This window comes from Massilia sp. TWP1-3-3, from assembly GCF_049897805.1.
Taxonomy (GTDB): Bacteria; Pseudomonadota; Gammaproteobacteria; order Burkholderiales; family Burkholderiaceae_D; genus Telluria_A.
Window position 1 is genome coordinate 46,609 of record NZ_JAFCWX010000016.1, and the last position, 22,653, is coordinate 69,261.

At 66.9% G+C, this 22,653-nt stretch carries 6 protein-coding genes; 2 read left to right on the top strand and 4 right to left on the bottom strand.

Annotated features, from left to right (window positions below):
• Positions 1–35 precede the first annotated feature (35 nt).
• The 4 genes from ACP7D4_RS16780 to ACP7D4_RS16795 all read right to left on the bottom strand — a co-directional run bounded on the left by ACP7D4_RS16780 (position 36) and on the right by ACP7D4_RS16795 (position 20,640).
• Positions 36–10,994 (bottom strand): amino acid adenylation domain-containing protein, encoded by a 10,959-nt coding sequence (locus tag ACP7D4_RS16780; protein ID WP_426210230.1) that lies wholly within the window; start codon positions 10,992–10,994, stop codon positions 36–38.
• Between the two features lie 69 nt (positions 10,995–11,063).
• On the bottom strand, positions 11,064–18,959 hold the full coding sequence (locus ACP7D4_RS16785) for an amino acid adenylation domain-containing protein (RefSeq protein ID WP_426210232.1): 7,896 nt from the start codon (positions 18,957–18,959) through the stop codon (positions 11,064–11,066).
• Positions 18,960–18,977: 18 nt separating this feature from the next.
• Positions 18,978–20,237, bottom strand: a complete 1,260-nt coding sequence (locus ACP7D4_RS16790) for a glycosyltransferase (RefSeq protein WP_426107907.1) — start codon at positions 20,235–20,237, stop codon at positions 18,978–18,980.
• A gap of 208 nt (positions 20,238–20,445) precedes the next feature.
• Positions 20,446–20,640, bottom strand: coding sequence for an MbtH family protein (locus ACP7D4_RS16795; RefSeq protein ID WP_426210270.1), 195 nt, complete (start codon positions 20,638–20,640; stop codon positions 20,446–20,448).
• Between the two features lie 436 nt (positions 20,641–21,076).
• On the opposite strand from ACP7D4_RS16795, the gene ACP7D4_RS16800 reads away from it, so the two are divergent.
• On the top strand, positions 21,077–21,796 hold the full coding sequence (locus tag ACP7D4_RS16800; protein ID WP_426210234.1) for a response regulator transcription factor: 720 nt from the start codon (positions 21,077–21,079) through the stop codon (positions 21,794–21,796).
• Between the two features lie 381 nt (positions 21,797–22,177).
• Positions 22,178–22,474, top strand: coding sequence for a hypothetical protein (locus tag ACP7D4_RS16805; protein WP_426210236.1), 297 nt, complete (start codon positions 22,178–22,180; stop codon positions 22,472–22,474).
• Positions 22,475–22,653: the final 179 nt, after the last annotated feature.

A 22,653-nucleotide genomic window follows, 5' to 3' on the forward strand; every position in this document is an offset into this window, starting at 1 on the left:
TGAGCCTGTCAATGTCGTGTCGTGGTGCATGCGGTTCAGCGCTTCGGGGCAGCCGGCACCGGACGTATCGTCGCCTTGCGGTCCAAGCGCGTGATGCGCGGCGCGGCGGGGGCCGCAGCCACTGTGGCCCGGACTTCCTCCACCGCCCGTGCCAGCCCTTCCAGCGTGGGGTTGGCAAAGCAAACCTGGAGCGGCACATCGACCTGCAGCCGTTCCCGGATGCGGGCAATGCCCTGGATGGCGAGCAGCGAATGGCCGCCCAGTTCAAAGAAATTGTCGTGCACGCCGATGCGTTCCACCCGCAGCAGCTGCGACCAAATCTGCGCCAGCTCCTGCTCCAGCGCGTTGCGCGGCTCCACCCGTTCCTGGGTACTGCCAGCGCCTTTTGGCGCCGGCAGGCGCCGGTAGTCCACCTTGCCATTGGCCGTGGTGGGCAGCCACTCGAGCAGCACCAGCGCGCCCGGCTGCGCGTATTCCGGCAACCGTGCTTGCAGATGCACGCGCAGTGCCGGCAGCAGCTCTTCCATCATCTGTCCTGCCAGTGGCTGGTTGCTCGCCACCCAGCCGGCAGCGGGCAGCGCCCGCGGCGCGATCCATGCGGGCGCCGCTCCGACGCGCTCCAGCACCAGGTCGAAGCAGGTCTCGTCCTGCTGCGCACCACTCCAGCGCAGCCGCGCCGTCCAACCCAGTTCACGGGCCAGCTCCACCAGCGCCTGCGGTTGGGACGCACCTTGCGCCGCATCTGCCGCTTGTTCCTGCAGGCGTGCCAGCGGCACCTCGGAACCGGCTTCCTGTAATGCGCGCGCCAGCGCCGCGTCGGCCACCATGCGCGCGTTCGGGATGCGCGCCAGTCCCAGCCGGGCCACCGTCGGCGACTGGCTCTCCAGCAGCGCGCGCAGGCCTGCTTCATCCAGTTTGGCTTCGCGCCAGTCCAGCCAGTCCAGCGCCAGCACGGCGCCTTCCTGCTTGGGACCGACGTGCAGTACCACATCGTAGCGGTAACCGGTCAGTTCGTTGCTGGCGTGGCCGTGCTTGTGCAGCACTTCCACGTGCGCCACGCGTCCCAGGCGCAGTGCCAGGTCCAGGAAATAAGCGGGCGAGAGTACCAGCTCCTTTTCCATCGCCATCTGGCGCGCCACGCGCTCGCGCAGCTGTCCGGCTGGCGTGCCGCCTGCGGCCTGCCACGATTGCACCGACGCGTGGAACGTCTCGAGCAGCGGCAGGCTGCGCACGTCGCCAATGAACACCGTGCCGCCATCGGCCACGGCGTCGAGCGCCCCTTCCAGCACCCGGTCCATATAGGCGCGGTCGGGGAAGTACTGCACGATCGAATTCAGCACAACCGTGTCGAAGCGCCGTGCCGGCATGCCGTCGAAGCAGTCGGCCAGCCGGCGTTCCAGCGTCACCTGGCCTAAGCCCAGTGCGCCCGCGCGCCGTTCCACATAGTCCAGCGCGCCCTGTGCGAAATCGGTACCCAGGTAGTGCTCGGTGGCGCTGGCAAGGCGCAGCAGCAGCAAGCCGGTGCCGCAGCCAATTTCCCATGCGCTGCGCGCGCCCAATGCGCCGATCCGGTCAACCGTCGCCTGCACCCATTCGCGCATTTGCCACACGTCGATCGGCTCGCCCGTGTAACTGCTGTTCCAGCCGCTCAGCGCAAATTCTTCGGCCTGCGCTTCGCCCGCCTGCGCGCCGCCGGCGTACACCGACTGCTCATACAGTTCCTGCCATTCGGCCACCTGGCGGTTCCCCAGCTCCGGCTCGTTCTCGCCCTGCTCTACTTGTTCGAGCGCCTTTTCCAGCTGCGGCACCACATACGCCACCAGGCGTTTTTCGCCAGGGCTGTCTTCGCGCACCGTCGCCACCGCATCTTTGACGGCCGGATGCTCGCGCAGTGCGCTTTCAATTTCGCCCAGCTCCACCCGGTGCCCGCGCACCTTGACCTGCTGGTCCAGCCGGCCCATGAATTCAAGCTGCCCGTCGGCGCGCCAGCGCGCCCGGTCACCGGTGCGGTACAGTCGCGCACCTGGGTGCGGCCCGAACGCGTCGGGCACGAAACGCTCGGCCGTCAGCGCGCTATGCCCCAGGTAGCCCCAGGCCAGGCCGGCGCCGCCCAGATAAAGTTCGCCCGCCACGCCCAGCGCGACCGGTTCGCCGTCAACGTCCAGCACATAGGCGCGGGTGTTGGCGATCGGCCTGCCGATCGGCACCGTGGCCGCGTCCGGCGCCAGCAGCGCTGTATCAAAGGTGCAGGCAAAGGTGGTGGTTTCGGTCGGCCCGTAGCCGTTGACCAGCCGGCAGTCGGGCAGCAGTTGGCGCGCCTTGCGCACCACGGTTGCCGACAGCGCGTCGCCACCGGCGATGAGCTGCCTGACGCCTTGCAGATAGTGCGCGCCTTCCTCGATCATCAGGTGAAACAGCGGCGCGGTCAGCCACAGCGTGGAGACTTCATGCCGACGCACCAGTTCCCCCAGTTCGGCCAGCGACTGGCGACCGGCGCCAGCCAATATCAGCCGGGCGCCATGCGCCAGCGCGCCCCACAGCTCAAAGGTCGAAGCGTCAAAGCTGACAGGTGCTGCGGCCAGCATTACCTGCTGCGCGCCAAAGGCGATGTAGTCGGTCGCCGTGACGAGGCGCAGCACGCCCCGGTGCGTCACCGCCACGCCCTTGGGCTGGCCGCTCGAACCGGAGGTATAGATTACGTAGGCCAGTGCCTGCGCGGGGACTGCTTCTTGCAGTGGCGCGGACGACTCGGCCCGCACCTGCTCGGTGCACTCGTCGAGCAGCACTTCGCGGCAGTCGGGCAAGCTGGCGGCGGCCATCTGCCCGGCCCATGCGCGCTCGGTCAGCAGCAGGCCCGCCTGCGAGTCCGCCAGCATGTGGCGCAGGCGCTCGGCCGGATAACTGCCGTCCAGCGGCACATACGCCGCGCCAGCCTTGAGGATCGCCAGCAGCGCCACGACCTGGAGCGGCGAACGCTCCAGGCAAACCGCCACCCGCGCTCCCGGCTTGACGCCGCTGCTGCGCAGGTAGCGCGCCAGGCGGTTGGCCTGTGCATCAAGTTCGCCGTAGCTGATTTTTTGGGTGCCCTGTTCCAGCGCCACCGCATCGGGGCGCAAGCGCGCCTGGCGTTCCACCAGCGCGTGCACGCTGGCGTCGGCCTCGTACGCCATGTCGGTGTCGTTCCAGCCAAGCAGCAGCTGCGCGCGCGCGGCGCCATGCTCGCGGCCCAGCTGCGAAAGGCGCGCCTGCGGCGTGCGCACCACTTCGGCCAGCAAGCCTCGCATGGCCGCTACCAGCCGTTCGATGGTTGCGGCGTCGAACAGGTCGCTGCTGTATTCCACCTCGCCCGTCAGCCCCTGCGCCTCTTCCCACATGAACAGCGTCAGGTCGAACTTGGCGCTGCCGCTGCGAACTTCCAGCCGTTCCAGCTCCAGGCCGGGCAGCGTCAGATTGCCCAGCGGGGCATTCTGCAATGCGAACATGACGCGAAACAGCGGCGTGTAGTTTGCTTCGCGGTGCGGCTGCAATTCTTCCACCAGCCGCTCGAACGGCAGGTCCTGGTGCGCAAAGGCCTGCAGCGCGCCTTCGCGCACCCGCTGCACCAGCTGTTCGAAGCTCGGGTCGCCTCCGAGCTCGGTGCGCAGCACCAGCGTGTTGACAAAAAAGCCGATCAGTTCTTCAATTTCGCGCCGGTTGCGGTTGGCAATCGGCGAGCCGACCACCACGTCCTGCTGCCCGCTCCAGCGCATCAGCAAAACCTTGAACGCGGCCAGCAGCACCATGAACAGCGTGCCCGAGCCGGCCCTGGCCAGCTTGGCCAGGCCCAGGCGTACTTCTTCGTCCACAGTAAAGCGCAGCGTTGCTCCGCGCATGCTTTGCACGGCCGGGCGCGGCCGGTCCAGCGGTAGCTCCAGCACCGGCAGCTCGCCGCCCAGCAGGTCGGTCCAGTGGTCCAGCTGCTTGCGCAGCACGTCGCCCTGCAGATAGCCATGCTGCCAGCGCGCGAAATCGCGGTATTGCAGCACCGGCGCCGGCAGCGCCGCCGCCCGGCCCGTGACGGCTTGCTCGTACAGGGCCGTCAGTTCGCGCACGAACACGCCCATCGACCACAGGTCCGAGACAATGTGGTGCATCGACAGCACCAGCACATGGGTGCCGGCGTCAAGTCCGAGGAGCTGCACGCGCAGCAGCGGTCCGGCGCCCAGGTCGAAGGGCAGCAAGGCTTCCTGGCGCATCAGCGCGTGCGCGTGGGCCCACCTGGACGCGTCGTTATCGCCTTCCACCTGGCGCGCGCGCAGCGCCAGCTGCAGGTGCGGCGCCACCATCTGCACCAGAACTCCTTGCCGGGTCTCGAAATGGGTGCGCAGTGCTTCGTGCCGGTTGACGATTGCCTGCAAAGCGCCTTCCAGCGCCGCCACGTCGAGCGCGCCGCGCAGCGCGACCGCCGCCACGATGTTGTAGAACGGGTCGCCAGGCTGCATCTGGTCCAGCAGCCACAGTCGCTGCTGGGCGAATGACGCCTGCGCTTCTTCGCCAGCCGCCCAGGCATGGGCCTGAAGGGCCAAGCCTGGCGCTGCACCGTCGTCGTCGCCGACCGCCACCTGGTCCAGCAGTTGCTCCACCTGCGCACAGAACGCGATCAGCGTCGAGTGGTCGAACAACACCTTGCCGGGCAAGTCGATGCCAAACTTCTGGCGCACCTGCGAGACCACCTGGGTGGCCAGCAAGGAGTGACCGCCCAGGGTAAAGAAGTCGTCATCGGCCCGCAAACGGCCGGTCACATTGAGCACTTCGCGCCAGACGGATTCCACGCGCGCGCCGACCGAACCCTCGGCCCACTGCGCCGGGGTCGAATCCGCCATAGCGCCCGCCATGTGAACCACGGCCACCTTGCGCCCGAAGGCGTCGGTGAGGGGCACGCTGCAAGCTGCCAGCGCGGCATCGTCCACCTCGACCTGCGGCGCCTGAACACTGCCATGGCGCAGCCGAGCCAGCACTGCGGGACGCGTGGCCGACAGGCCGGCGAACACCACCGCCGCGGGGGACTGGACTGCCGCTGCCAGCAGCGCAATCGCCTGCCGCGGGCGGAGCAGCACCAGAGAACGCCGCGCCAGCATGGCGCGCGTGACCGTGTCGCGGCTCAAGCCGGTGTCTTCCCACGAGGACCAGCCAATGGCCAACTTGCGCCATGGCGCAGGCAAGACGCCGGCCGCGTCCTCGGCCACCGCCTCGAGCGAACTGCAGGCAGCCGAATAGGCGAGCGTGTTGATGCCCCCGCCCCAGCCGTTAACGGAGCCGAACATGATGAACAGGGGCTTTGCAGCCACCGGGCCGGTCCAGTTGGCCGCAATTCGCTGCAGCTGCACGGCGCCGCGCAGGCGGGCGTCAAACGCGGCAATCAGATGCGCCATGCCGGTGTCGGCCAGCGCAGCTTCGCCAACTTCAGCGGCGAGATGGAAGACGCCGCCCAGTTCACCGCCAAGCTCCGCATGCGCGCTGGCCACCGCCGCCTGCAGCGCGGGCGCGTCAGCCACGTCCACCGCGCGATACGTGCATTGCACGCCTTCGGCCTTGAGCCTGGCCAGCGCGGAATAAGCCTCTTGCGGCGCGCGCCGGCCCAGCAAGATGAAACGTCCTTGATGTTGCGCCGCGATCCAGCGGCATACCTCGAAGGCGATGCCACCCAGGCCCCCGCTGACGATCCAGCTCGCCCCGCGAGGCCATGCCCGGTCCATGAGCATCTGCAAAGGCACCGCAGCCAGGCCGGCGACATGCCGCCCGCAGGCACGCAATGCCACCTGGTCCTGGCAATCGCCGGCCAGCAGTTCTGCGTCGAGCGCGCAGCGCACTGTTTCGTCAAGCACCGCCGGCAAGTCGATCTGGCGCACCTGGAGGTCAGGGTACTCCTGTGCGACGGTGCGCAGCAGGCCACGGCAGGCGGCAGCACCGCCACGCACAGCGTCGCCGCCAACGACAGCCCAGGCGCCATGGGTAAGCACATCAAGTGCAACAACACCCCGGTCGGCCCGCTCAAGTACGGCGCGCACCAATCCCAGCAAGTTGGCCGCAGTGGCGCGCGCGGCATGCGCCCAATCGCCCGCGCCGTCGCGCCCGTGCGCTGCGTCCTGACCCAGCCAGCGCACGACGCGCACGCTGCGCTCCTGTCCCTGCTCCGCCAGGGCTGCGTCCAGCACCACGCGCCAAGCCGGCAGCGCCAGGTCGTCTGCCAACGGGGCGACGGCAGCACTGACGGTCCATCCTGCCTTGCGCAGCCGCGAAACGCAGGCCAGCGCTTCGGCGCCGCCGTCATGCAGCAGCACGATGGCACCGGCGCGGCGCCCGAACAGGCGCGCCGGCGTTGCACGGCGCGTCCATTCGCGCTGGAACAGCCAGTTGCCGACTGTATCGTCAGTTTCAGCCGGCGCCGCGCCGGCCGGCATTAGTGCGTCATACTCGCCGCGCACGAAGCGCTCGCGCAGTTGCGCGCGCTGCACTTTGCCGCTGGACGTCTTGGGAAAGGCGCCCTCCGCCAGCGCCAGCACGTGAGACGGGTGCACACCCAGGCCCACGGTCACCTCGCGCCGGATCGCCTGTGCGGTGCTCGCCGCGTCGCTGCCTGGGGTGCCGACATAGAACACGGCCAGCTGCTCTTCGCCATCGGCGCTGCCGGGAACGGCCACTGCCGCCGTGAACGTGGCGGCCACGCCGGCCACCCGTTCCATGACCTCTTCCACGTCGACGCAGGGAATGTTCACGCCGCGTATGCACAAGATTTCCTTCGACCTGCCGGTCAGGCACAACTTGCCGTTGCCGATGAAACCCAGGTCGCCGGTATCGAACCAGCCGTCGCCCGTGAACGCTGCGCGGTTGGCCTGTTCGTCGCGCAGGTAACCGCGCATCATGCTCGGGCCGCTTACCTGCAGGCGGCCGATCTGGCCGCAGCCAAGTAGCTGCGCGTGCTCGTCGACGATGCGAATCTTGGTGCCGCGCGTGGGCCCTCCCAGGCTGGCGAAGGCCGACGCCGAGCCGGCCGGGCGCAGCCAGGCCTGCTCAAGAACGAAGCCGGTGGCAAATGTGATGCCGGTGCACAGTTCGGCCATGCCGAATGCGGGGCGCATTGCCGCCGCATCAAAGCCTTGCCGGCCCGCGAGCGCGATGAACTCGGCCACGGCAGCGTAGGAATTCTGTTCCCCCGCATTGATAAAGCCGCGCACGTGCGACAGGTTCCAGCGCCCGGCCGGCGCGTCGCGCAATTCGGCGTTGAGCAGCTTGAGGCCAAAATTGGGCGACCACATCTGCGTAACGCCGAATGCATCCACCAGGTCGAGCCAGGTGGACGGCGCGCCGATGACGCGGCTGGTGGCAACGAAGATCTGCTCGCACCCGGAAACGGTGTCGCGCAAGTGGTGCATGATGGGGGCGACATGGTCCATCGCGACCCAGTTCAGGCTCACGTCGGCGGCATTGAAACCATTGCAGTCCACTGCTGCCGCGATTTGCGCCAACACGTTGTCGTGGCTAAGCGGTACCAATTTGGGACGCCCGGTGGAACCGGAGGTCAGTTGCAGGCATAGCAGATCCGCGCCCGCGCGCTTCGATACAGCCTCGGCCCGCAGCGGCTCGCTGCCACCGGTGAGAACGACAATGCGGGCGCCGCAGGGCGCCAGCAGGTCGGTGCACTGGCGGCGAACCTCGGTCTGTTTCGCATGCACGACGATGACGGCGTCGTCCAGCACTTCAAGTACCTGTGCCATGCGGCGCATGGCCGGGTCCCCCTCGCCTGCCCGCACCAGCGGCAGCACCAGCGGCACCGCGCCGATCAGGATCGACGCCCACAGCGCCTGCAGCACGGCGTGCTCGCTGTCGCACTGCAAAAGGACATGGGCGCCCGGCGTCAAAGCGCCGGCCTTCAGTTCCTGGGCCAGCCGCAAGGCGTCGGAGAACAACGCACGCAGTGTGCTCGATTGGTCGTCGCTTGCATCGGCGGCAAAAAAGCGCAGTACGCTGCGCCCGTGGCGCTCGGCGCACAGCAACAGCATGTGCGCCATGCCGCCATCGATCGCGGACGGCAAGGCGGGGCCGCCATCGAGCAGCGCTTCGCCGCCCTGCTCGACCAGCACCGCCGGCACGGGCGCGACCGGTGCGCCAGCGCCCGGCGCGGCCAGCGCAGGGCCGGCCAGGCCTTCGGCCGCCACGCCAGCGTCGTCTGCCGGGAGCACCGCGCGCAATCGGATGCGCGGGGCTTCCTGCGAGTCCGGGGAGACGCGCGCAAGCCAGTCATTCAGTTCGGCCTCGCCAGGCGCCGGCAACACGTTCAACGCGTCGATATCAACTTCACCGGCGCCATTGCGTGGCAGGTGGGCGAGCGGGACCCAGATCAGCGATGTGGCGTCAATCCCGGCAACCGGAAATTCAGCGCCGAGCAGCTCGCGCGGCTCACCGCCGACAGTCCAGGCCAGCATGCGGCGCCGCCCGTCGCAGCCAACCCGGCTTCCCAGCGCCAGGTCAAAGGGCCGCGCTGCGCGCTGGCAGGCGCCGGCCAGCGCCGCCATGTCCACCGCCTTACCGTCCAGCCACTCAACTAAGCTGGCGCCGCCGGTCCGAAGCAGGCGTCCATCGGCCAGCTGGCGCACCTGTACCTGCATTTCCACAAGCGGCAAAGCGGGCGAATCCACAGGGCGAAGGCTGATCGCCAATTTGCCCGTCCCGAGCCGCGCGGCATCGCGCCCGCCTTGGGCGCCAACGCGCACCACGGACCAATGTGGGGCGCGGGCGTCAATTTGCGGCGCACTGTTGTCCGGGTTTGCCGTGACGCTTTCCACCCACGCCGGCAAGCCGCTGTAAGGGCATGCATAGATTGCCACGGCGCTGTGGCCTTGGACCGCATCGTCAATCTGCCCAACGTCGCTCCAGGAACGCAATTGCGCCCACACCCGCGGCCGCACGCACCTGTCCAACTCGGCGCCGCCGCTCGTCTCGACCAGATCGGTCCACACCCAGGCGGCCCGCGTCTGCGACACGGCTGCGCGTACGCTGCTCAGCGTATTGTCGGCTGCGTGATGGAGCACCGTCGTCTCGGCGCCGCACGCCAGCGGCAGCGCCAACATGAGGGCATTTCTCAATTCCGGGGCGCGGCATACGAGCACCGCCCGTTCACCGGCGCGCGGAGCCCAGCCGGCTGCCAGCGCGTGAAATTGCGCAAAGAGCGCCGCCACCGGCAGCATCGTCCAGCTGCCATCCACGCTCTCCTGGAGCCCGACACGGATCGCCCGCACCGCTTCGTTGGTGCAGGGCGCGGCGTCGGTGCCGGCGTCCGTGGCTGGCCAGCCGATGAAGCTTGGGCCACCGACTGTGGATACGGACGGCTCCTGATCGCAAACAATCATGCGGCACAGCGCCGGTGCCTGCGCGTGCGGCGCGAGCAGCATGACGTCGCTGCCGCGCAGCGTGGCGGCGATCAGGCCGACCAGCAGATCTTCGGGCAGCGTTGGCACAAGGCCGAGCGGGCTGTCGCAAGAATGCCCGGCCTGCTCAAGCGCCGCCGCAAGCATGCGCGCACGCGCGCCCAGCGCCCGCCCGGAAGCGGTTGCATCCAGGCCGGTGGCGACCAATGTCGCCCAGGCGTCAGGCGCGTCGATCAGCGCAGCTACGGGCGGCGCCGGCGCCAGCATGGCCCAGGCGTCGCCCAAAGTTGCAATGCGCCCGTCCGACAGCGCGCCGATCAGCGTCGTCAATTGAACCAGGCGCTCCTCGGCCTCGGCCGTCGCCATGGCCTTGCGGTCATAGGGAAAGCGCAGCTCGGTGCGCGCGCCGGGGACCACAATCAGTCCGTAAGGATAATTGCTGCGCTGGTGCAGTTCCAGGCTCGCCAGCTTCCAGTCGGCGGGAATGGCATCGAATGTCTCGGCCATTGGATAGTTTTCAAAGGCCACCACGTGGTCGAACATTTGGCGCCGGCGCGGCACCAGGGTCAATTCGGCCAGCTCGCCAATGGCCAGATGCTGGTGCTCCTGCATGCCGCCAACCTGCTCGCCGATGGCCTGCAACCACGCAATGACGCCCTGGTCGGCGCCTACCCGCACCCGCAGGGGCAAGCTGGTGACGCACATGCCGACCACCGCTTCGATGCCGGGCAAGTCCGCCGGCCGGCCCGAAGACGCCATACCGAACAGCACCTCGTCGCAACCGCTGGCCGCCGCCAGCAGCAGCGCCCAGGCCCCGAGCACCACCGTGCCCGGCGTGATCTGTTGTTCGCGCGCGAAGCGGCGCAAGCGCTCCGTCGCGTCTTCGCCGAGCCAGGCGCTGGCCTCGGCATCGCTGCACCATGAGCTATTGCTGGCGGCCCGGTCCGGCGCAATCAAACTGACGGGCGAGTCGAAGCCGGCCAGCTGCGCGCTCCAGAAGGCACGCGCCGCGCCGCGCGGCTGGGCGTCCATCCACTCCATATAGTCGCGATACTGCGGCCCGGCGGCCTTTGGTGCGCCGCCGGCGTACTGCTCCATCACTTCGCGCATCACGCTGGCGACGGACCAGCCGTCGAGCAACAGGTGGTGGTGGGTCCAGACGATGGCGTTGACGTTTTCCGGCAAGCGCAGCAGGCTCACACGCATTAATGGCGCGCGCGACAGGACAAACGCCGTTGCGCGCTCGGCCTCTAAAAAGCGCGCTGCAGCGTCATTGGCAGCAGCATTGAAGTCGTGCACCTGCAGTTCGACCTTGATCTCGCGATAGACAACCTGCGTGGGCCGTTTGACCCGGCGCCAGGCAAACGCCGTACGCAAGGATTGATGGCGGGCGATCACGGCATTCCAGGCGCGCTCGAGGCGCTGGGCATCGACCTCCCCTAGCAGATTGAGCACCAACTGGACGATATAAATGGGGCGGGTCTCGTCCTCGACAGCATGGAAAAGAATCCCTTCCTGGATCGGCGTGGCGGGATACAGCGCTTCGATACGATCCGTCGCGCGAGCCGTTACGCCTGTATTTTCATTCATGTTGGTGCCCATGTTGGTGTGTTTACTCATCATTTGTACTACGCTATTTGTCGAGCGTGCAGCGTTGCTTCAGTCGAGGTCAGATTCAAGCTCATCGAGCAGGTGGCGCAACTCGTCGTCATCCATGTCGGCCCCCAGCCCCGCAATCGGCGCTGCGGCAAGCATCACTGCCGGGGTTGGTGCGCTCTGGGTTGCTGCATCACGTAGCCATTGCAGTAACGCCTGCGCCATCTGTTCGACGTGCGCGAGTGCGATATGGTCCTGGTCATACGTCCAGCGCAGTTCGAGTTCCTCGCCCACCACCAGCGCATCGACTTCGAGCAGCTGCGCGCGGGGCGAATGCGGCGCGCACGAGAGCCCGGACGCCACGCCATCTGCATGGAAGTGGTGCGAACCGGCTAGCATCTGATCGAAGCGGCCAAGGTAATTGATGCCGACCGGCGGTTCGCTCTGACGGCCGATGGCCCCGGTGCCGTACCGCAGCAGCCCGTAACTGACGCCGCCGGCAGGTACCATCTCGAGCGCGCGCGCGGTGCGCATGAGCAGGTCGGACGCGGTCAGATCGCGCCCGGTGGACAGACGCAACGGGAAGCGCGCAGTGAACCAGCCCACCGTGCCTGACACCTCGAGGCCGGCGCCGTCCACGCGGCGACCGTGGCGTTCCAGGTTCAACAGCACGTCTTGCTGGCCATTCCAGGCAGCGATGGCGCGCAGCACACCGGTCACCAGCAGCGCCTGCATGCCGCCGCGTGCCGCCAAGGTTTCGTCGGCCAGAAGCGCGCGCGTGCGCGCGCCCTCAAGGCAGCCGATGAGCGTTTGTGCGCGCCCCCAGGTCCCGCGTGCGCCGGTTGGAACACCAAGCAGTTCCGGGTTGGCTCCGGCGGCGCCAAAGCTGCCTTCCACGCGGCGCCAGAATGCCAGGTCGCGCTCGGTGCCGCGCGAATCTCCTGCGCCCTGCAAGGCGCGGCACCACTGGCCAAAAGCGGCCGGACGCGGCATGCCGGCCAATGCGTCCGGCTGCGCGAGTGCTTGTTCAAGCTCGCCGACCAGGGTGCGCCAGGACACGCCGTCGACCACCAGGTGGTGGGCGACGATCATGCACAGGGCCTGCACCGGCTCGCCGAAGACGATCTGCGCGAAGCGCACCACGGGACCGTGCACGGGGTCGATGCCCGCATGCAGTTCCTGCTCGATTTTTTGCATTACGTCGGTGCCAGCGCCGGCGTCAAGGTGGTATGCATGGACCACCGCTGGCGAGGCGGCCAGCACATGCTGTCGGCCACCTTGGGCGACGTCAAAGCGCGTGCGCAAGGCCGCATGGCGCGCCACGAGCGCGTCGCAGGCAGCCTGGAACCTGTCGGCGGCAATCGGCGCGCGCAAGGGAAGGCGCAACCATTGATTCCAATGCGGCTCCAGCGTCCCCTGCTGCTCCAGGAACCAGGATTGGATGGGGGCCAGAGGAAATGGCCCTTGTTCTTCCGCTTTGCCATCGGTGCGCGACGGGTCCAGCGCGACCGCACGCAATGCCACGGTCGCGATGGTCTGCGCTTCGAACAGATCGCGCGGCTTGAATTCGTAACCGGCCAGACGCAGGCGCGAAATGACCTGCATGGCAATGATGGAGTCGCCGCCCAGTTCAAAGAAGTTGTCGTGCACGCCGATGCGTTCCACCCGGAGCAGCTGCGACCAGATCTGCGCCAGCTCCTGCTCCAGCGCGTTGCGCGGCTCCACCCGTTCCTGGGTACTGCCTGCGCCTTTTGGCGCCGGCAGGCGCCGGTAGTCCACCTTGCCATTGGCCGTGGTGGGCAGCCACTCGAGCAGCACCAGCGCGCCCGGTTGCGCGTATTCCGGCAACCGTGCTTGCAGGTGCGCGCGCAGTGCCGGCAGCAGCTCTTCCATCATCTGTCCTGCCAGTGGCTGGTTGCTCGCCACCCAGCCGGCAGCGGGCAGCGCCCGCGGCGCGATCCATGCGGGCGCCGCTCCGACGCGCTCCAGCACCAGGTCGAAGCAGGTCTCGTCCTGCTGCGCACCGCTCCAGCGCAGCCGCGCCGTCCAGCCCAGTTCACGGGCCAGCTCCACCAGCGCCTGCGGTTGGGACGCACCCTGCGCCGCATCTGCCGCCTGTTCCTGCAGGCGCGCCAGCGGCACCTCGGAGCCGGCTTCCTGTAATGCGCGCGCCAGCGCCGCGTCGGCCACCGTGCGCGCGTTCGGGATGCGCGCCAGTCCCAGCCGGGCCACCGTCGGCGCCTGACCCGCCAGAAGCGCGCGCAGGCCTGCTTCGTCCAGTCCCTGCTGGCGCCAGTCCAGCCAATCGAGCGCCAGCGCGGCGCCTTCCTGCTTGGGACCGACGTGCAGTACCACATCGTAGCGGTAGCCGGTCAGTTCGTTGCTGGCGTGGCCGTGCTTGTGCAGCACTTCCACGTGCGCCACCCGTCCCAGGCGCTGTGCCAGGTCCAGGAAATAGGCGGGCGAGAGCACCAGCTCCTTTTCCATCGCCATTTGGCGCGCCACGCGCTCGCGCAGCTGTCCGGCCGGCGTGCCGCCTGCGGCCTGCCACGATTGCACCGACGCGTGGAACGTCTCGAGCAGCGGCAGGCTGCGCACGTCGCCAATGAACACCGTGCCGCCATCGGCCACGGCGTCGAGCGCGCCTTCCAGCACCCGGTCTAGATAGGCGCGGTCGGGGAAGTACTGCACAATCGAATTCAGCACAACCGTGTCGAATCGCCGCGCAGGCATGCCGTCGAAGCAGTCGGCCAGCCTGCGTTCCAGCGTCACCTGGCCTAAGCCCAATGCGCCCGCGCGCCGTTCCACATAGTCCAGCGCGCCCTGTGCGAAATCGGTACCCAGGTAGTGCTCGGTGGCGCTGGCCAGGCGCAGCAGCAGCAAGCCGGTGCCGCAGCCAATTTCCCATGCGCTGCGCGCGCCCAATGCGCTGATCCGGTCAACCGTCGCCTGCACCCATTCGCGCATTTGCCACACGTCGATCGGCGCCCCCGTGTAACTGCTGTTCCAGCCGCTCAGCGCAAATTCTTCGGCCTGCGCTTCTCCCGCCTGCGCGCCGCCCGCGTACACCGACTGCTCATACAACTCCTGCCATTCGGCCACTTGCCGGTTCCCCAGCTCCGGTTCGCCGTCGGTCTGCTCCATCTGTTGGAGCGCTTTTTCCAGCTGCGGCACCACGTACGCCACCAGGCGTTTTTCGCCAGGGCTGTCTTCGCGCACTGTCGCCACCGCATCTTTGACGGCGGGATGCTCGCGCAGCGCGCTTTCAATTTCGCCCAGCTCCACCCGGTGCCCGCGCACCTTGACCTGCTGGTCCAGCCGTCCCATGAATTCCAGCTGCCCGTCGGCGCGCCAGCGCGCCCGGTCACCGGTGCGGTACAGCCGCGCACCTGGGTGCGGCCCGAACGCGTCGGGCACGAAACGCTCGGCTGTCAGCGCGCTCTGGGCCAGGTAGCCCCAGGCCAGGCCCGCGCCGCCCAGGTAAAGTTCACCGGCCACGCCCAGCGCGACCGGCTCGCCATCAACGTCCAGCACATAGGCGCGGGTGTTGGCGATCGGCCTGCCGATCGGCACTGTGGCCGCGTCCGGCACCAGCAGCGCTGTGTCAAAGGTGCAGGCAAAGGTGGTGGTTTCGGTCGGCCCGTAGCCGTTGACTAGCCGGCAATCGGGCAGCAGTTGGCGCGCCTTGCGCACCACGGTTGCCGACAGCGCGTCGCCACCGGCGATGAGCTGCCTCACGCCTTGCAGATAGTGCGCGCCTTCCTCGATCATCAGGTGAAACAGCGGCGCGGTCAGCCACAACGTGGACACGTCATGCCGGCGCACCAGTTCCCCCAGCTCGGCCAGCGACTGGCGGCCCGCGCCAGCCAATATCAGCCGGGCGCCATGCGCCAGCGCGCCCCACAGCTCAAAGGTCGAGGCGTCAAAGCTGACGGGCGCAGCGGCCAGCATCACCTGCTGCGCGCCAAAGGCGATGTAATCGGTCGCCGTGACGAGGCGCAGTACGCCCCGGTGCGTCACCGCCACGCCCTTGGGCTGGCCGCTCGAACCGGAGGTGTAGATTACGTAGGCCAGTGACTGCGCCGGGACCTTCTCTCCCATAGGCGCAGATGACTCGGCCAGCACCTGCTCGGCGCACTCGTCGAGCAGCACTTCGCGGCAGTCAGGCAAGCTGGCGGCGGCCATCTGCCCGGCCCATGCGCGCTCGGTCAGCAGCAGTCCCGCCTGCGAGTCCGCCAGCATGTGGCGCAGCCGCTCGGCCGGATAACTGCCGTCCAGCGGCACATACGCCGCCCCGGCCTTGAGGATCGCCAGCAGCGCCACGACCTGTAGCGGCGAGCGCTCCAGGCAAACCGCCACCCGCGCTCCCGGCTTGACGCCGCTGCTGCGCAAATAGCGCGCCAGGCGGTTCGCCTGTGCATCGAGTTCGCCGTAACTGACTTTTTCGGTGCCCTGTTCCAGCGCCACCGCATCGGGGCGCAGGCGCGCCTGGCGTTCCACCAGCGCGTGCACGCTGGCGTCGGCCTCGTACGCCGTGTCGGTGTCGTTCCAGCCAAGCAGCAGCTGCTCGCGCGCGGCGCCATGCTCGCGGCCCAGCTGCGACAGGCGCGCCTGCGGCGTGCGCACCACTTCGGCCAGCAAGCCTTGCATGGCCGCTACCAGGCGTTCCATGGTGGCGGCGTCGAACAGGTCGCTGCTGTATTCCACCTCGCCCGTCAGCCCCTGCGCCTCTTCCCACATGAACAGCGTCAGGTCGAACTTGGCGCTGCCGCTGCGAACTTCCAGTCGCTCAAGCTCCAGGCCGGGCAGCGTCAGATTGCCCAGCGGGGCGTTCTGCAACGCGAACATCACGCGAAACAGCGGTGTGTAGTTCGCTTCCCGGTGCGGCTGCAATTCTTCCACCAGCCGCTCGAACGGAAGGTCCTGGTGCGCAAACGCCTGCAGCGCGCCTTCGCGCACCCGCTGCACCAGCTGTTCAAAGCTTGGGTCGCCTCCGAGCTCGGTGCGCAGCACCAGCGTGTTGACAAAAAAGCCGATCAGTTCTTCAATTTCGCGCCGGTTGCGGTTCGCAATCGGCGAGCCGACCACCACGTCCTGCTGCCCGCTCCAGCGCATCAGCAATACCTTGAACGCGGCCAGCAGCACCATGAACAGCGTGCCCGAGCCGGCCCTTGCCAGCTTGGCCAGGCCCAGACGCACTTCTTCGTCCACCGTAAAGCGCAGCGTTGCTCCGCGCATGCTCTGCACGGCCGGGCGCGGACGGTCCAGCGGCAGCTCCAGCACCGGCAGCTCGCCACCCAGCAAATCGGTCCAGTAGTCCAGCTGCTTGCGCAGCACGTCGCCTTGCAGATAGCCATGCTGCCAGCGCGCGAAATCGCGGTATTGCAGCACCGGCGCTGACAGCGCCGCCGCCCGGCCCGTGACGGCTTGCTCGTACAGGGCCGTCAGTTCGCGCACGAACACGCCCATTGACCACAGGTCCGAGACAATGTGGTGCATCGACAGCACCAGCACATGGGTGCCGGCGTCAAGCCCAAGCAGTTGCACGCGCAGCAGCGGTCCGGCGCCCAGGTCGAAGGGCAGCAAGGCTTCCTGGCGCACCAGCGCGTGGGCGTGGGTCCACCTGGCCGCGTCGGTTTCTCCGTCCACCTGGCGCGCGCACAGCGCAAGGTGCAGGTGCGGCGCCACTACCTGCACCAGAACTTCTTGCCGGGTCTCGAAATGGGTGCGCAGTGCTTCGTGCCGGTTGACGATGGCCTGCAAGGCGCCTTCCAGCGCCGCCACGTCGAGCGCGCCGCGCAGCGCGACCGCCGCTACGATGTTGTAGAACGGGTCGCCCGGCTGCATCTGGTCCAGCAGCCACAGTCGTTGCTGGGCGGATGACGCGGGCGCTTCTTCGCCGGCCGCCCAGGCATGGGCGTGAAGGGCAAGTGCCGGGATTGCGTCGTCGTTGCCACCGTCGCCCACGGCCAGCGCGAGGCGGCGGATCGTAAAGGCGTCATACAGTGTGCGTATCGGCAGGTCCACCAGCAAGCGCTCGCGCACCATCGACATCACTTGGGTTGCGGCCAGCGAGTGGGCTCCCGGCTGCGCGAAAAAGTCGTCGTCAAGGCCAATCTCATCCACGCCCAGGCACTGCTTGCAGATCTCGGTCAGCGCCTGTTCGATCGCCGGGTCGCCCGGCGCCGCCTGCTGCTCGGCGTCGGCGCCCTGCCCCTCGGCGCGCCAGGACCAGGTTGCGTCGAGCTGCGCGGAGACGAGCAGCTCGCGGCACCGGCTGCGCTGGATCTTGCCGCTCGACGTGCGCGGCAGGCATCCCGGCCGTACCAGCCAGATGCCGGCCAGTGCGAACACGCCAAAGCGGTCGGCCAATTCGGCGCGCGCGCGTTCGGGCAGGCCGTCGTAATGCGGCGTCAAGCGCGACTCGACTTCCTGGACGATCACCAGTCGCGTACCGGATTCATCGTCAAGCGAAAACGCCGCCGTTCCATGCTTGCGGAAGGCGGGATCGAGCGCTTCGAACACTTGCTCGACATCGTGGGGATGCAGGTTGCGGCCATTGAAGATCAACACGTCCTTGATCCGGCCGACGATGTACAGTTGGCCATCACAATTGGCGCCCAGGTCGCCGGAGCGCAGGTACGGCTTGTCGGACTGCGCCGTCTTGGCGCGAAACACGGTGTCACTTTCTTCGGGCCGGTTCCAGTAGCCTTGCGCGATCGACGGGCCATTCAGCCAGATTTCACCTACCTGGCCATGAGCACGGGGCAGTTTGGTGTCAGGGTCGACGATCAGCACCTGATGGGTGCTGGCCGCGCGCCCGACGGAGACCAGTTCGATGCACGCTTCGCCCGGCTGCGCCGGCTCCACAGCGCCGCGTTGCAGCGCCTGCGCCGACACGTAAATGCTGAGCGGCGCCGTGCCGGCCGGCCGCGTCGCGGTCTCGGTCACGTGCAGCGTTGCCTCGGCCAGGCCATAGCCCGGCGCCAGCGCGTCGGCGCGCAAGCCGCAGCCGGCGAACATGTTTGCGAAGCGGCGCAAGGTCCCCCCGCGCACCGGTTCAGCGCCGTTCAGCGCAAAGCGCAAGGCGCTCAAGTCCAGCCCCGCCATGTGCTGCGGGCGCACCCGCGACAGGCACAGTTCGTACGCGAAGTTGGGCGCGGCGGTCCCCTGCGCGCGGTAATCGGACAAGGCCTTGAGCCAGCGGTGCGGACGCATGAGGAAAGCGACGGGCGGCAACTGCACGCAGTGCACGCCGGCGAACATCGGGTACAGCATGGTCCCGATCAGCCCCATGTCATGATGGGGCGGCAGCCAGGAAACCATGCATTCCCCCGGCACCAGGCGCACGGTTGCGGCGATCAGGCCGACATTGGCGACGATATTGCCGTGACTGACCATCACGCCCTTTGGGTCGCCCGTCGAACCGGAGGTATATTGAAGAAATGCGATATCGTCAGGGCGCAGTTGCGGCGCGACCCAGGCCGCGCCGGAGGTGCCGAGTTCTTCGATCGCCAGACGCGTGCACGCGGCCTCGTCGAGCCGGGCCTCGTCGGTGATGCGGCGCAAGGCCGGCAAGGCGGCGCGCGGCACCAGCACCACCTGCGGCCTGGCGTCGAGGACAATACCGCGCAGGCGCAGAACGCTGTCGGTGCCGCCCGGGGGCAATGCCGGTACCGCCACCATGCCCGCGTACAGGCAGCCGAGAAACGCGACTGCGTATTCCAGCCCGGCCGGGCAAGCGATGATCACCCGGTCGCCCGGCTGCGCCAGGGCCGACAGATGCGCCGCCGCCGCGCGCGCCAGCCGGTCCAGGTTCGCAAAATCGAGCTGGCCGGAAGGCTCATTACCATCAGGCAGAAAGGTAAAGGCAGGCGCGCCGGGCTGCTCAGCTGCGTGCCCTTGCACGATCTGCGGCAACGCCCGCCATGCCATATCCCGATTTTCGCTATTGATCATGATTGTCTTTTCTTCCTGTTATAGGACATGGGCCGGCATGGCATTGGCGCGCTCGCAAAGGTCCGCCGCGGCGCCCGCCCCGTTATTGGTACGCAGCGTCGCGCCGATCGCGGCCAGCCTGGCGTGGTCAGTGCGGGTGAGCGCTGCCTGCACGGCGCGGCCCAGGCTGTGAGCATCGACCGCGCGCCTCGTGAGCACCTGCGCCAGTCCCAATTCGGCAAAACGCCTGCCGTTGTCTGGCTGGTCGTAGGCAACCGGCACGATTACCTGCGGGATGCCGGCGCGCAGCGCCTGTGCGGCGGTGCCGATGCCGCCGTGGTGAATGAGTGCGGCGCAACGCGGCAGCAAGGCGGAAAAATCGGCATCCGCCACCGTATGCACGCGCGCATGCGAACGCGCAGCCGGTGGCAGGTTGCTGTCGAAACGACTGACGAAGACGGCGCGCCAGTTGCTTTGTTCGACCAGCGCGAGCGCGGCTGCAAAGCGCTCGGCGACGTGGGCAATGCCGGTACCAAAAGTGAACACCAGCGGCGGCGCGCCGGAGGCGATGAAGTGTTCCAACGCCGGCGCGAGCGGGCCACCATCAGCGTCATGCGCGAACACGAATTGGCCTTGTGTGACGCCCTGACCGGCAAGCCGGGCGACGTCGTCGTACCAGGACGGATACAGCGCCAGGTTGGGATGGCGGAAAAAACTCCAGCGGCGAAAATTGGTGACCGGTTCCAGCGCAAACAAGGCGCGCAGACGGTTTAGTGGGGCCAGCAACGCCTTGTCGCGCGCTTTGTCGCCGCTGGCCACGGCAGCAACCTGCCACCAGCGCGGAGTGCGCCGCAGCACGTGGTTCCGATAGGGAAGCCGCAACTCGTCAAAGAACTGCGTCGACGAATAGCCAAGGCAAAGGCAAGGCAGGCCAAAGCGTTCGGCGGCGAAACGGGCGCCATAGGCATTGCGGGTGCATACCAGCAGGGGCCGGGAGTCCAGATGCCGCGCAATGAAGTCAAAGGTGGGCTGCGTGGGGCGGTGCAGGTAGCCGCCCTCCCGAAGGCCCAATTCGGTGCCGCGCGGCCCCCAGTAAGCCGGGTCGGATACGTCGGCGGTCCAGGCATCGTGACCTTCGACGGCCACGAACGCCAGGCCATCGGCACGCGCGCGCGCGGCGAACGTTTCCGGCGCGAGCACGGTCACGTTATGGCCACGGCATTGCAACTCGCGCGCGATACGCAAGCCGGGCAAGATATCGCCGCCGGTACCGAGCAAGGTAAAAATGAATTGGGACAAAATAGCCTATTTCGTGGTGGGGACGCCCGGGATCGATGCGAGCACCAGTGCGGGAGATTGCAGGAAGGATTGAAGGCGTTGCACACCATGGATGACCTTGGCCGGCGGCCCGAAGGCGCCGGCGCGATGTTGACATCGGCGCGTACAGCCACGAATGAGCGCGGTTGCTCGGCGCGCCACCGATGCAATCACGGCAAACCGGCAACGCTCAGGCCATCGCCTCGCGCAACGTGCGTGGCCGCATATCCACCCACAACTCGTTGATCCGCGCCAGGCAAGCCTGTTTGTCGCCCTCAAAGCCTATTTCGCGCCACCCTGGCGGCACTTCTTTTTTGAAACTGGGCCAGATTGAATACTGCTCTTCGTCATTGACGACAATCAGGTAATTACTGTCTTCCTGCATATGTTTGCCTCGTCGAGTCCAGTGGAACGCTAGTCGAAACGCCGCCGTCGGCGAAGGGGAATCCCTGCAAAGTCTTCGGCTACCGATGTGACTTGCAGCCGCCACGCGGGGGTCGATCAGCGCGAGCGGCAGGAAAGCGCCAGCGGTAGTCAACCGCACCTTTTCCGGGCCATTTGCAGCCATGCTGGCCTGCAAACTTGAAACCGGCGAAATTATCTATATGGCAATATAACAATAATGTACTCAGAGGAATAGGTGAAAATAAACACCTAACTTAAGTTACCTACAGCCTGCTCTGGCGGCCGCCGCCCCTATGCCAGCCGCATTGGCGTTGACCGTCAGACCTGCCCCACGTATAATATTTTGATAATGTTTTTATTACCGCTATTTTTATTTTTATACACTTTTACCATTCCTACCAGGAATTGTTCTTGCCATGAGTCCACGCTGCCTGATTGTTGATGACCATCCAATAACATTGATGGGATTGAGGCAACTAATTTCACAGAGCTTCCCGGCGTGGGATGTTGCCAGTGCTGCCAGCGTGCAGCAAGCGAATTCCTTGATTAATCAGGCGCACGATCAGCCGTTTTGCATCGTTATTCTTGAGATCATGCTGTTGGGGCATACCGGTGCTTCCGCGCTGATGCAACTTGAGCAAGCACTGGGGTGTAGGGCCATTCCCTGTCTCGTTTTCTCCAACGTTAGCGACCGGCGGACAGTGAGCCTTTGCAAGGAACTGGGCGCAGTCGGCTATGTGTCGAAGCGAACTCATGAAAGCGAGGTTGTGCGGGCCATCGACACCGTGTGCAATGGCGGCATCCACTTCCAGCTCGACGACATGCGACGCGCCGACCCTGGCGGTGAAGATGGCATCCGGATCACGCCGCGGCAAAAGGATATTCTCGACCTGGTTTTTGCGGGATACTCCAACAAGCAGATCGCCAGCGCGCTTCAACTCACCTGCGGCACGGTCAAGAACTATATGTTTGATTTGATGCGCTTATTGAACGTCAGCTCGCGGCTTGAGCTCGGGGCTAAATTGCGCAGAAATGGATATATTCCGGTCAGCGGCGTGGCTTTGGGCGAGAGTGATTGTCGTGCGGTCCCGGTTCGGGACCAATCGGGTAGTCGGGCTGCGTCGCGGATGATTTAAAGTAGCGCGTATGTTCCTTTTTGAGTCCGCCAAACGGGGACCCACTGCTGCAACGGGCGAAGCCAAGACGGAAGAGCCCGAGTTATGAGCGGACATAGCCGTTACCGGCACCGCTGGCCGGGATCGAAAGGCGCATCCTGGTCATTCGCGGCTTGAAGGTCATGGTCGATGCCGACCTTGCGGAACTGTAGGGCGTCGCCACCAAGGCGCTCAACCAGGCGGTCAAGCGTAATGCACGGCGCTTCCCGCAGGATTTCATGTTCCAGCTGACCACGCCGAGAAGCTGGCGGTGGTCACATATTGCGCCCCCCCGCCAGGCTCAAATTCGCCAGGTCCTTGCCCTTTGTCTGCACCTAACGCGGCGCCATCCAGGTAGCGAATGTGCTGAATTCGGAACAGGCGATCGAGATGGGCGTGTATGTCGTGTATGTCGTGTATGTCGTGTATGTCGTGCGTGCCTTCGTGCACCTGCGCGAGATGACCGCCACGAACAAGGAGTTTGCGCGGCGGCCCGACGACCTGGAGAACAAGACAGAACTGATGTCGTTGAAGATCGATACCTTCGAACGTAACACCCGCGTCCAGCTGAAGCAGATTATCGACACCATCCGCGCATTGATGGCGCCACCTGCGCCGGCAGCGAAGCGCCCCATCGGCTTCGTCACGGCCGCGACGTAAATATCATCGCCTTGCGCACCGAGCCGCGCGATAGTCTTAGCGAATTCGGTAAAGTATGTCGACTGCGCACCAGCGAGTAACTGCTGCAACGATCATGGCGTGAGCACTGGAAAGCATTGGCACGCGCATCCCGCCGTTCGCCGCCGCTGTCAGGATCGCGGCACTGTTGGCCTTTGCGA